Origin of the sequence: Mycobacterium aquaticum, from assembly GCF_002086485.1 — a bacterium.
In the GTDB taxonomy this organism is placed as follows: Bacteria; Actinomycetota; Actinomycetes; order Mycobacteriales; family Mycobacteriaceae; genus Mycobacterium; species Mycobacterium aquaticum.
Genome location: NZ_MVHF01000039.1, coordinates 1 through 11872, shown reverse-complemented (window position 1 = coordinate 11872; position 11872 = coordinate 1). Strand labels below are relative to the sequence as shown.

Annotated in this window: 10 protein-coding genes and 1 tRNA gene; 8 read left to right on the top strand and 3 right to left on the bottom strand. The window is 68.0% G+C overall.

What is annotated here, in order from left to right; translation table 11 throughout:
* The first annotated feature begins 21 nt into the window (after positions 1-21).
* The 3 genes from BST13_RS28300 to BST13_RS28290 all read left to right on the top strand — a co-directional run bounded on the left by BST13_RS28300 (position 22) and on the right by BST13_RS28290 (position 897).
* Positions 22-225, top strand: coding sequence for a DUF4244 domain-containing protein (locus BST13_RS28300; protein ID WP_083168148.1), 204 nt, complete (start codon positions 22-24; stop codon positions 223-225).
* A gap of 65 nt (positions 226-290) precedes the next feature.
* Positions 291-548 carry a TadE family type IV pilus minor pilin gene (locus tag BST13_RS28295; protein ID WP_211296201.1) on the top strand — a complete coding sequence of 86 codons (258 nt, stop codon included), beginning with the start codon at positions 291-293 and terminating at the stop codon, positions 546-548.
* Positions 538-897 carry an Rv3654c family TadE-like protein gene (locus BST13_RS28290; protein ID WP_281254770.1) on the top strand — a complete coding sequence of 120 codons (360 nt, stop codon included), beginning with the start codon at positions 538-540 and terminating at the stop codon, positions 895-897. The genes BST13_RS28295 and BST13_RS28290 overlap by 11 nt, the downstream gene beginning before the upstream one ends.
* On the opposite strand, the gene BST13_RS28285 is transcribed toward BST13_RS28290, so the two are convergent.
* Together BST13_RS28285 and BST13_RS28280 are read right to left on the bottom strand one after the other, a co-directional pair.
* Positions 898-1923 (bottom strand): PAS domain-containing protein, encoded by a 1026-nt coding sequence (locus BST13_RS28285; protein ID WP_083168295.1) that lies wholly within the window; start codon positions 1921-1923, stop codon positions 898-900.
* 296 nt (positions 1924-2219) lie between these two features.
* Entirely contained in the window at positions 2220-4559 is a 2340-nt protein-coding gene (locus BST13_RS28280; RefSeq protein WP_083168143.1) for a DEAD/DEAH box helicase, read from the bottom strand.
* A 391-nt stretch (positions 4560-4950) separates the two neighbouring features.
* Here BST13_RS28280 and BST13_RS28275 point away from each other — a divergent pair, with 391 nt between their 5' ends.
* From BST13_RS28275 to topA, 3 genes are all read left to right on the top strand, one after another.
* A complete protein-coding gene (locus BST13_RS28275; protein ID WP_006243848.1) occupies positions 4951-5154 on the top strand; it encodes a cold-shock protein in 204 nt (67 codons plus the stop codon).
* A gap of 98 nt (positions 5155-5252) precedes the next feature.
* Complete coding sequence (locus BST13_RS28270; protein ID WP_083168141.1) at positions 5253-5846, top strand: hypothetical protein; 594 nt, start codon at positions 5253-5255, stop codon at positions 5844-5846.
* 103 nt (positions 5847-5949) lie between these two features.
* Positions 5950-8778 (top strand): type I DNA topoisomerase, encoded by a 2829-nt coding sequence (gene topA, locus BST13_RS28265; protein ID WP_083168138.1) that lies wholly within the window; start codon positions 5950-5952, stop codon positions 8776-8778.
* Between the two features lie 14 nt (positions 8779-8792).
* Here topA and BST13_RS28260 read toward each other — a convergent pair whose 3' ends face one another.
* Positions 8793-10415 carry an adenylate/guanylate cyclase domain-containing protein gene (locus BST13_RS28260; RefSeq protein WP_083168136.1) on the bottom strand — a complete coding sequence of 541 codons (1623 nt, stop codon included), beginning with the start codon at positions 10413-10415 and terminating at the stop codon, positions 8793-8795.
* A gap of 82 nt (positions 10416-10497) precedes the next feature.
* Here BST13_RS28260 and BST13_RS28255 point away from each other — a divergent pair, with 82 nt between their 5' ends.
* Positions 10498-11706, top strand: coding sequence for a DNA polymerase III subunit delta' (locus BST13_RS28255; RefSeq protein WP_083168133.1), 1209 nt, complete (start codon positions 10498-10500; stop codon positions 11704-11706).
* 55 nt (positions 11707-11761) lie between these two features.
* A tRNA-Thr gene (locus BST13_RS28250) sits at positions 11762-11837 on the top strand.
* Positions 11838-11872: the final 35 nt, after the last annotated feature.

The following is an 11872-nucleotide window of genomic DNA, read 5'->3' as shown; positions in this document are numbered from 1 at the left end:
CACACATCGGGAGGAAACATCATGGCGGGAAAACTGATTGCGCAGATTCAGACACGGTTGGCGGTGTTGGCGGTCGACGAGGACGGCATGTCGACGGTCGAATATGCCATCGGCACCATCGCCGCGGCAGCCTTCGGCGCGATTCTCTACACAGTGGTCACCGGAGACTCGATCGTCACGGCATTGACCAACATCATCAGCCGCGCGCTGAGCACCAAGGTCTAGGTGACCGCGGTGCGGTCACTGTCGAGGCGGCCTTCGCGATCGCGGCCCTTGTGGTCGTTCTTGCGATGTGCCTGGCCGGGCTGGGTGCGGTGTCGATGCAGGTCCGCTGTGTCGACGCGGCGCGGGAAGCGGCTCGGCTGGCGGCCCGTGGCGACGATCGTTCGGCCACCGAGGTGGCCCAGCGCATCGCCCCGCGAGAAGCGGTGGTGCAGTTGCGGCGTGAAGGCGCCTTGGTGGTGGCGCGGGTCAGCGTGGCCGCTGAGATGCCGGGGCTCACCATCGCGGCCGAGGCCGCCGCGGCGATGGAGCCGGGTGTGCGGTGACACCGGGTCGGCCAGTGTGCTGGCTGCCGCGATGATCGGCGTGCTCATCACGTTCGCGGTGGCGGGTGCGAGTCTCGGTGCGGCCGTGATCGCACGGCACCGGGCCCAGGCCGCAGCGGATCTGGGTGCGCTCGCCGCGGCGGGAGCGCTGACCGCGGGACCGGATGCGGCGTGCGCCCAGGCGGCAGCGGTCACGTCGGCGATGCGTGCCACGGTGGCGCAGTGCCGGGTGGACGGTCTCGACGTGGTGCTCACGGTGCACGCCGAGGTGCGGCTGGGTCGGTGGGGCCTCGGTCCGGCGACAGCCGCGGCCCGGGCGGGACCGAGTGAAACGGATTCGGCGGCTTAGCTATTCGATGGCGTCGAGGTCGGCGGCGGTGATCTCGGCTTCGGTGGGCAGCCGCAGAGCGACCAGGCCGGCGAAGGTGCCCGGTTCGAGTTCGATCCGGTTGATCGTGATGTGGATCGGGTGCCAGCTGTCGTCGGCCGCGCGCATCCGTAGCACCGCGGCCGTCATGCCGCCGGCGAATTCCGTTGTCATCCTGGCCATGTGGCGCGCATCGGCGGAATGTACGCGTGCAGGCCCGCCGTCGCTGCTGCGCCAGTCGAAGAAAGGCGCCGGTTCATCGAGCCATTTCAACAACTTCCAGTTCTTGAGATCGACCAGCGCGCGGTGCACGCCGGGCCGGGCGAGGCCGTCGAGGATGCGTTGCGCCAGATAATCGGCGGCGACCACGGTCCCTTCGCGTTCGCTACGCCAGTTCATTGCCCGGCAGATCAGGTTCTCGGTGCCGTCGTCATCAGGCTCGAACGCGACGCGGGCCACGAATCCGACGGTGATCGGCTCACCGCGGAAATCGGTGACATCCCACGTGGTGCAGAGAGTGTTGCCCGGTTCCGGTTTTATTGCCATCGACAACACTTTGGTTTCCCCGGCGTTGAGATCGCGGGTGGGCAGATCGTCGGCGAACGCCCGTCCGTGGGTGGCCTCGGTTTCGGGATTCATGCCGCTGTTACGTATGGATTCCGCAGTATCGGTCGCGACGCCATTGGTCAGATCCCATTTCAGCGGGCCTGGGATGGGGCGTTGCGGTGGCTCGACGTCGGCTGGACCGATCCAGACGTGCACGCCGTGGATGCGTCCGTCGGACATCTGGACCACTTCGGTGCGGATCACGCGGTCGTTCTTCGGGGTGATGCTGCTCAGGCCCTGACCAGCCCGCACGGTTGCCCCGATGGCACTCTGGATGGCCATCAGGTTGGGGTTGCGGCGCAGAAACACACTGATCGGAACGAGGTTCTTCGTCTGAGAACCCCGGGCGACCACGGCGGGCTCGTCACCCAGTGTCTCCACGAGCAGCCAGTCGTGGGTCATGGCGGGCATTTTACCGGTGGTGTCGGGCCCGGTTATCGCCCGAGCAACGACGAAATCCGTAGCAGTCGGAGCGCGGATGCCGCCACGTGCGCTCTCCAGACCGGCGAGTGAGTTGCAAACATGAGTGGATTCAAGTACTTTGCGACTGCACCCGGCCTCCGGGATTGAGAACGGATCGCGTTGTCCGACCGTTCATTGCAACGTCTGTGTGTTCGGCGTGCCCGAACGTGGCAGAGATGTCGATCCGCGCAGTCGACCGTCGAGGGGTCGGTCGTCGTCGCGGTCGGGGGTCACGCTCAGGCATTATTCAGCGCGCCGAGCACCAGACGGAGTACCCGCACCGCGCCCGCTTTGTCGAGCGGATCGTTACCGTTGCCGCACTTCGGCGATTGGACGCACGAGGGGCAGCCGTGCGGGCACTCGCATGCCTCGATCGCCGCGGCCGTCGCGCCCCACCAGGTGCTCAGCTGTCGGAATCCGCGGTCGGCGAATCCCGCCCCGCCCGGATAGCCGTCGTAGACGAAGATGGCGGGCAGCCCACCGACGCCGGAAGGGCCCACCGCCGTTGACACTCCGCCGATGTCGCCGCGGTCGCAACTGGCCACCAGCGGCAGCAGGCCGATCGAGGCGTGCTCGGCGGCATGCAGGGCGCCCGGGGTCGCCAACATGTCAATGCCGTTGTCCTGCAGTGCTTCCGGAGTGATGGTGCACATCACGGCCATGGTGTCCAGGGTGCTGGTGGGCATGTCGAGTTCGACGAAATCGATGACCTCTCCGTCGAGGCCCCGACGGAGATAGCCGACGACGCTGGTGCTCACCGAAACCGGAACCAGGCCGACGGTCACCGGTCCGTACGTGGCGCGTTCGCCCTCGCCGGTGACGGTGATGTCGGTGATCTCGCGGGCGTAGGTGCGGTAATCGGGATCGGCGGCGTGCACGAATGCGATGCCGTCTTCGAAATCCAGCGAGTCGACGATATAGCTGTCGCCCTGGTGCAGATAGACCGCGCCCGGATGAATCGAGGCGGCCGCCTGCCCGGCGCCGGCGCTGCCCAGCATCCGGCCGGTGTCGGCCTCGAGGATGGCGATCTGCCCGCCGATGGAGCCGCGAATGTCCACTGCGGGATGCGGATCGGCGCCGGGAGTGGGGAAGTAGCTGCCTGCCCGCCGCCGCAGCAATCCGTCGTCGACGAGCGTCGCGGCCACCGCTTCGGCGTCCCACCGGCGGACCTCGGCGTCGGTCAGCGGGAGTTCGACTGCGGCGCAGAGCAGTTGAGGCCCGAGCACGTACGGGTTGGTGGGGTCGATGACCACGCGCTCGATCGGCTTGTCCAACAGCGCGGCGGGGTGATGCACGAGGTAGGTGTCCAGCGGATCGTCGCGCGCGACCAACACGATCAAGGCGCCCTGCCCGCGTCGCCCGGAGCGCCCGGCCTGCTGCCAGAAGGACGTGACCGTGCCGGGAAAGCCTGCCAGCACCACCGCGTCCAGGCCGGCGATGTCGATGCCGAGTTCGAGCGCGTTGGTGGTGGCCAGCCCCCGCAGCTGTCCGTCGGCCAGCGCGCGCTCGAGCTCGCGGCGGTCCTCGGCGAGGTAGCCGGCGCGGTAGGACGCGACCCGCTCGGCCAGCTCCGGTGCGGTGTCGGCCAATCGGGTCCTGGCGCCCAGCGCGGTGAGTTCGGCGCCGCGCCGCGACCGCACGAACGTCAGGGTGCGGGCGCCGTCGGCGACCAGATCGGCCATCACCCGGGCGGCTTCGGCCCCGGCCGAGCGTCGTACCGGAGCGCCGTTCTCACCCGTCACATCCGGCAGCAGTGCCGGCTCCCACAGTGCGATGGTGCGGGCGCCCTGCGGCGACGCGTCGTCGGTCACCGCAGTGACCGTTTGGCCGATCAACTCGGCAGCGGTGTCGGCGGGTGCGGAGGTGGTGGCGCTCGCGAAGATCACCGTCGGCGCGACCGATTCGGTCCCGCCCGGCGCGTAGCGCTCGCACAACCGCAGCAGCCTGCGCAGCACCATCGCCACGTTGGATCCGAAAATGCCGCGGTAATAATGGCATTCGTCGACGACGACGAACTTCAGATTGCGCAAGAATACCGCCCAGCGGGCATGGTTGCGCAACAGCGACAGATGGATCATGTCGGGATTGGAGAAGATCCACCGCGACCGCTCGCGCGCGAAGCGGCGCACCTCGGTGGGGCTGTCGCCGTCATAGGACACCGGCGCGACATCCCGTAGCGCGGTGATGCTTTCGGTCATCACGTGAGCAGTGCGCAGCTGATCGTGTCCGAGCGCCTTGGTGGGGGACAGGTACAGCACCCGGGCACGAGGATCGCTCGCCAAGGCCGACAGGATCGGCAGTTGGTAGGCCAGCGACTTGCCTGAGGCGGTACCGGTGGAGATCACCACATGCCTGCCTTCGTGGGCGAGTTGGGCGGCCGCCAGCTGATGCGCCCAGGGCGCGGTGATGCCCTGATCATGGAACGCCCGCACCACATCTGGATGAGCCCACGCCGGCCAGTCGGCTCGGTGTCCCTGACGCGGGGGCAAGTCGGCGACGTGCCGCAGCGGATGCTCGTCGGCCGGTGTGCCGTCGACCGCGCACGCCAGCAGCTCGCGGCCGAACCCTCTGCCCAATTGCTCCTCGCGTCCTCTGCCTGATTGCTCCTCGCGTCCTCTGCCCAATTGCTCCTCGCGTCCGCGGCCCAATTCCGACCCGCGATCCGACACTCCGTGACCTCCTGAAACGTCCCCCGGGGCTACCCACCCGGCTTTGTAAACGAATTGTTCACCACACAGTGCACGTCGAGACTGTCGCACCAGCGGAGAACGTGATTGACTAACGACGGTCGCAGCTTCTGTGTTTGTCACTCGCACTCGCAGGATCGTCGTTGCGATCGCGGTTCCTGCGAGGGTTGTAGGTCGGGTCAGTTCCGACGACTCCACGAAGGTATGGCGGTCGGAACGGGCCCGGTACGCCGGAAGTCGGTGGACCGCACCCGGTAAGAAGAGAAGGAAAGAACGAGAGATGCCACAGGGAACTGTGAAGTGGTTCAACGCGGAGAAGGGCTTCGGCTTCATCGCCCCCGAGGACGGCTCCGCCGACGTGTTTGTCCACTACACGGAAATCCAGGGCAGCGGATTCCGCACCCTGGAGGAAAACCAGAAGGTTGAGTTCGAGGTCGGCCAGAGCCCCAAGGGGCCGCAGGCCACGGGTGTTCGGGCAGTCTGAGCCAACCCAAACCTGATAGGACACCCCCGCGACAGTCCCACACCGGACACCCGCGGGGGTGTTCTGCTTTCTGACGTCGGCTGGCCTACTGTCGATTTGTGAGCCAGCTGTCCTTTTTCTCGGCGGAGTCGGTGCCCCCTACGGTCACCGATCTCACCGGCTTGCTCGCAGGCCCGGGACAGATCGTGCTGGTCAACGTCGACGGGCAGCAGGCGGCCCGCATCTCCGTGGTGGTAGACGCACCGTGGCGGGCCACGGCACTGGCCGAGATGATGCGCCAGGCCGGCCTGAGGCCGGAGATCGCGCGCACCGACGAGAACACGCCGCTGGTGCGCACCGCGGTGGACCCCCAGCTGCTGCCGATCGCCCGGGACTGGACCAGGGGCGCCGTCAAGACGGTCCCGGCGTCCTGGCTGCCCGGTGCGCGGGAGCTTCGGGCCTGGACGCTGGCGGCCGGGACGCCCGAGGCCGACGACCGCTACCTGCTGGGCCTGGACCCCCATGCACCCGATACGCACGCCCCACTTGCAGCGGCGATGATGCGGGTCGGCATCGCCCCGACGCTCATCGGGACCCGTGGTTCGCACCCGGCGTTGCGGGTCAGCGGCAGGCGTCGGCTATCGCGCCTGGTAGAAAACGTGGGGGAACCACCGCGGGAGCCTGCTGCGTTAGCGCACTGGCCACGTATTTAATGGTTGCCCATGGGGGAGCCAGTTTGCGTAGGCTCGCGCAGAATGCGAAATTGTCAGTTGCCCTGCACGTCGGGGCGTTGACAGAAGTGGAGCGTAGGCACAGTTGGCTGGCGACGACCCTAAAAGGGCCAGTAGCGGTAGGACCGGTAATGTCCGGCGACTCGTCATTGTCGAGTCGCCGACAAAAGCGCGCAAAATAGCCAGCTACCTGGGCTCCAACTATGTTGTGGAGTCCTCGCGCGGCCATATTCGGGACTTGCCGCGCAACGCCGCGGACGTGCCGGCGAAGTACAAATCCGAGCCTTGGGCCCGCCTCGGAGTCAATGTCGACGACAACTTCGAGCCGCTGTACATCGTCAGTCCTGACAAGAAGACCACGGTCGCCGAGCTCAAAGGCCTGCTCAAGGACGTCGACGAGCTCTATCTGGCGACGGACGGTGACCGCGAGGGCGAGGCGATCGCCTGGCACCTGCTGGAGACGCTGAAACCACGCGTCCCGGTCCGGCGGATGGTGTTCCACGAGATCACCGAGCCCGCCATCCGCGCGGCCGCCGAAAACCCGCGTGACCTGGACATCTCCCTGGTCGACGCGCAAGAGACCCGCCGCATCCTCGACCGGCTGTACGGCTACGAGGTCAGCCCGGTGCTGTGGAAGAAGGTCGCGCCGAAGCTGTCGGCGGGCCGCGTGCAGTCCGTGGCGACCCGCATCATCGTCAACCGCGAGCGCGAGCGCATGGCGTTCCGCAGCGCGGGGTACTGGGATGTCACCGCCGAGCTGGACGCCAGCGTGTCCGATCCGGAGGCCACGCCTCCCAAGTTCACCGCCAAGCTCAACACCGTCGACGGCCGCCGGGTGGCGACCGGCCGCGACTTCGACTCGCTCGGCCAGGTCAAGAAGCCCGACGAGGTGCTGGTGCTCGACGAGGCCGGTGCGTCCGCCCTCGCTGCCGGGCTGCGCGGCGCTCAGCTGGCCGTCAGCTCGGTCGAGCAGAAGCCGTACACCCGGCGCCCGTACGCCCCGTTCATGACCTCGACGCTGCAGCAGGAAGCGGGTCGCAAGCTGCGGTTCTCCTCCGAGCGCACGATGAGCATCGCGCAGCGGCTGTACGAGAACGGCTACATCACCTACATGCGTACCGACTCGACCACGCTGTCGGAGTCGGCCATCAATGCCGCACGCAACCAGGCCCGCCAGCTCTACGGCGACGAGTACGTGCACCCGACGCCTCGGCAGTACACCCGCAAGGTGAAGAACGCCCAGGAAGCGCACGAGGCCATCCGTCCGGCCGGTGACGTCTTCCAGACCCCTGGCCAGCTGCACGCTCAGCTCGACACCGACGAGTTCCGGCTCTACGAGCTGATCTGGCAGCGCACCGTCGCGTCGCAGATGGCCGACGCCCGCGGCACGACGCTCAGCCTGCGGATCTCCGGAACCGCGGCTTCCGGCGAGCAGGTGGTGTTCAACGCCTCGGGCCGCACCATCACGTTCCCGGGCTTCCTCAAGGCCTACGTGGAGAGCATCGACGAGCTCGCAGGCGGCGAGTCCGACGACGCCGAGAGCCGGTTGCCCAACCTGACCCAGGGCCAGCGCGTCGACGCAGCCGATCTGACCGCCGACGGTCACACCACGTCGCCACCGGCGCGCTTCACCGAAGCCTCGTTGATCAAGGTGCTCGAAGAGCTGGGCATCGGTCGCCCGTCGACGTACAGCTCGATCATCAAGACCATCCAGGACCGCGGTTACGTGCAGAAGAAGGGCAGCGCCCTGGTGCCGTCGTGGGTGGCGTTCGCCGTCGTCGGCCTGCTCGAGCAGCACTTCGGCCGGTTGGTGGATTACGACTTCACCGCGGCCATGGAGGACGAGCTCGACGAGATCGCCAACGGCCAGGAGCGACGCACCAACTGGCTCAACAACTTCTACTTCGGCGGCGATCACGGAGTCGAGGGCTCGGTGGCCCGCGCGGGTGGGCTCAAGAAGCTCGTCGGCGTCAACCTCGAGGGCATCGATGCTCGAGAAGTCAACTCCATCAAGCTCTTTGACGATTCCGAGGGGCGTGCCATCAACGTCCGGGTGGGCCGTAACGGGGCGTACCTGGAGCGCATGGTCACCGATCCCGACAATCCCGGTGAGCTCAAACCGCAGCGCGCCAACCTCAAGGACGAGCTGACGCCCGACGAGCTGACCCTGGAACTCGCCGAAAAGCTCTTCGCCACACCGCAAGAGGGTCGGGTGCTGGGTGTCGATCCGGCCACCGGGCACGAGATCGTGGCCAAGGACGGCCGGTTCGGCCCGTACGTCACCGAGATCCTGCCCGAGCCGGAGGAGCCCGACGACGGTGCCGCCGGTGCGACGGCGAAGAAGGGCAAGAAGCCGACCGGCCCCAAGCCGCGCACCGGGTCGCTGCTGCGCTCGATGGACCTCGAGACGGTGACGCTCGACGACGCGCTGAAGCTGTTGTCGCTGCCGCGGGTGGTGGGTGTCGACCCGTCGAACAACGAGGAGATCACCGCGCAGAACGGCCGCTACGGGCCATACCTCAAGCGCGGCACCGACTCTCGGTCGTTGGCCAACGAGGAGCAGATGTTCACCATCACCCTCGACGAGGCACTCAAGATCTATGCCGAGCCCAAACGCCGTGGCCGCCAGGCTGCGTCGGCTCCACCGCTGCGAGAACTGGGTAATGACCCGGCATCTGGCAAGCCGATGGTGATCAAGGACGGCCGGTTCGGCCCGTACGTCACCGACGGCGAGACCAACGCGAGCCTGCGCAAGGGCGACGACGTCGCATCCATCACCGACGAGCGCGCTTCGGAACTGCTGGCCGATCGCCGGGCCCGCGGCCCGGTCAAGAAGGCAGCCAAGAAGGCGCCGGCGAAGAAGGCTGCGGCCAAGAAGGCGCCGGCGAAGAAGGCTGCGGCCAAGAAGGCCTGACCAAATCTGCGGGCTCACGCCCCGGATTCGGGCGAATTCTCCGATACGAGTTGGCGTTCGGCGTCGAGTTCGGCAGGCGTGACCAGGTTCACCGGGCGGGCCAGCTGGGTGGGTACGGTGCGGCCGCGCAGTTCGACGATCTCGCACACGTCCCAGCACAGCGCCTCGGCGTCGAGTGCACCGCTGACGGCGATGGCCGAGGCCAGCACATGGCCCTCTTCCATCTTGGCCAGCTCGGTCAGGCGGGCTGCTTCGTTGACCGGGTCGCCGATCACGGTGTACTCGAACCGGGCCTGCGCGCCGATGTGCCCGGCGATCGCGCGGCCGGCCGAGACGCCGATACCGAATTCGGTGTCGCTGCCCAGCACCGTGAGCAGTTCGTCGTGCAGCTCGCGAGAGGCCGCCAGCGCAGCGCCGGAGGCGTCGGGATGTTCGATGGGGGCACCGAAGATGGCCAGCGCGGCGTCGCCCTGGAACTTGTTGACGAAACCACCGTGGCGGTTGACGGTGTCGACGATCACCCGGAAGAACTCGTTGAGCAGGTTCACGACCTCGGCGGCGGGAATGGTCGACGCCAGATGGGTGGAGCCCACCAGGTCGACGAACAGCACCGCCACGTCGCGCTCCTGGCCACCGAGCTCGGTGCCGCGTTCGAGCGCCCGGCGGGCGACGTCCTCGCCGACATAGCGGCCGAACAGATCCCGCAGGCGCTGCCGTTCGGCCAGGTCGCGCACCATGTCGTTGAACCCGGCCTGCAGCAGGCCCAGCTCACTGGCGTCGTAGATCTGCATGTGGGCGTTGTAGTTGCCCCGCTGCACCTCGCCCAGCGCCCAGCGCAGCTGGCGTAGCGGGTCGGCGATCGACATGGCCACCAGCACGGTGCCGGCCAGCCCGATCACCAGCGCCGCGACGGCGAGCAACAGCAACGGGGTGGTCAGCTGATCGGCCGTCGCGGTCAGGATCGAGAACTTGCTGGCGACCAGGGCCAGCACGATGGACAACAGCGGCACACCCGTGGACAACACCCACGTCAGCACCTGGCGCAGGATGACCCCGGGGGCGTGGAAGTTCTCCGGCACGCCGCCCCGCAGTGCCGCGACCGCCACAGGGCGCAGCACGCGTTCGGATTGCAGGTAGCCGATGATGGCGGTGGCGGTGGCGCCCAGCGCGGTGGCCACCGCGACCACGGGTGCCGACCGGCTGGCCACCGGCCAGCTCGCCACGATGAAAACGACCGAACCCAGGCACCAGTTGGTGACGCTGATCAGCGTTCGGTAGAACGGCATCCGCAGCGCGCGGGTGCGGGCCAGTTCGGTGATGGCCGGGTCACCGTCGGTCATCAGGGTGTCGCGGCGTTGCCAGCGGATGACCGGCAGCAGCAGGCGCAGGCTCAGGTAGGCGCCGACCGTGAACGCGATGAACAGGTAGCCGAGAAAGACCGCCAGGTTGGCGGCCGGTAGGTCTTGCAGCTGGATGCGATCCTCGGGTGGCAGCCCGAATCTGAGGAAGCCGAGAACGAACAGCGCGCCGATGATGTCGGACTGCAGCATGCCCAGCGTGAAGACCGGCCATGGGGTACGCGCGACCCATCGGACGAATGCGCTGATTCGCCCGATCGGGACTGCCCCCGTGCTCACCCGTTCACCGTATCGGTCCCGGGCGACGTTCAGCGCCGCTGTGTGCAGGTTGTGTCGGCCCGGACCACTACTGTTGGCCGTGATGAGCGGTGTGTTTTCGCGGCTGGTGGGCCAGGACGCGGTTGAACAGGAGCTGGTGGCGGCCGCCGCGGCGGCGCGGGGTGATTCCGCGCACAACGGCACCGCGACAGGATCCATGACACATGCCTGGCTGATCACAGGGCCTCCGGGCTCGGGCCGGTCGGTGGCCGCGCTTTGTTTTGCTGCCGCGTTGCAGTGCACGTCGGACGAGACGCCCGGATGCGGACAGTGCCGCGCTTGTACGACGACGATGGCGGGCACGCACGCCGATGTGCGCCGCATCATTCCCGAGGGGCTGTCCATCGCGGTCAGGGAGATGCGCGAGATCGTCCAGATCGCCTCCCGGCGGCCCGGTACCGGGCGCTGGCAGATCGTCGTCATCGAGGACGCGGACCGGCTCACCGAGGGCGCTGCCAATGCGCTGCTCAAGGTGGTGGAGGAACCGCCGCCGTCGACCGTGTTCCTGCTCTGCGCGCCCTCGGTGGACCCCGAGGACATCGCGATCACCCTGCGGTCGCGTTGCCGGCACGTGGCGTTGACGACGCCGGGCGCGGACGCCATCGCCGACGTGCTGATGAGCGGTGACGGCCTGCCCGAGGAAGACGCTCGCTGGGCCGCCTCGGTCAGCGGTGGGCACGTCGGGCGGGCCCGGCGGCTCGCGACCGATCCCGAAGCCAGGGAGCGCCGGAAGCGGGCACTCGGGCTGGCCCGCGACGCGGCCACCCCGGCACGGGCCTATGCCGCCGCCGAGGAGATGGTCGCAGTCGCCGAAGCCGAGGCGCTGGCTCTGACGGCGGGCCGCAACGAGACCGAGGCCGAAGAGCTCAAGACGGCGCTCGGCGCCGGCGGTACCGGCAAGGGCACCGCGGGCACCATGCGAGGCGCCGCGGGTGCGCTCAAAGAGCTGGAGAAACGCCAGAAATCTCGGCAGACCCGGGCGTCGCGCGACGCGCTGGATCGAGCATTGATCGACCTCGCGACGTACTTCCGCGATGCGCTGCTGGTGTCGTCGGGGGCGACGGGTGTGACGGCCAACCACCCCGATATGGCCGACAAGGTGGCGGCGATGGCTGCGCACGCGTCACCGGACAGGTTGCTGCGCTGCATCGAGGCGGTGCTGGAATGCCGCGAGGCCCTGGCCGTCAACGTCAAGCCGAAGTTCGCGGTCGATGCGATGGTCGCCACGGTCGGGCAGGCGCTGCGCGGCTGACTTTGGAGCTGGCCCGGCCCTGCCGTAGACTCGTGCCGCCCGGTTCGCCGAGCACGCCGCCTTAGCTCAGTCGGTAGAGCGATTCACTCGTAATGAATAGGTCGGGGGTTCGATTCCCCCAGGCGGCTCCATGCCCCCACCATCGGGCCCACTGTCGGGTCGGATG

Excerpts from the sequence above, each read along its gene's own strand:
- BST13_RS28300 (WP_083168148.1), top strand. The coding sequence starts at position 22 with ATGGCGGGAAAACTGATTGCGCAGATTCAGACACGGTTGGCGGTGTTG.
- BST13_RS28295 (WP_211296201.1), top strand. The coding sequence starts at position 291 with ATGTGCCTGGCCGGGCTGGGTGCGGTGTCGATGCAGGTCCGCTGTGTC.
- BST13_RS28285 (WP_083168295.1), bottom strand. The coding sequence starts at position 1,923 with ATGACCCACGACTGGCTGCTCGTGGAGACACTGGGTGACGAGCCCGCC.
- BST13_RS28275 (WP_006243848.1), top strand. The coding sequence starts at position 4,951 with ATGCCACAGGGAACTGTGAAGTGGTTCAACGCGGAGAAGGGCTTCGGC.
- BST13_RS28255 (WP_083168133.1), top strand. The coding sequence starts at position 10,498 with ATGAGCGGTGTGTTTTCGCGGCTGGTGGGCCAGGACGCGGTTGAACAG.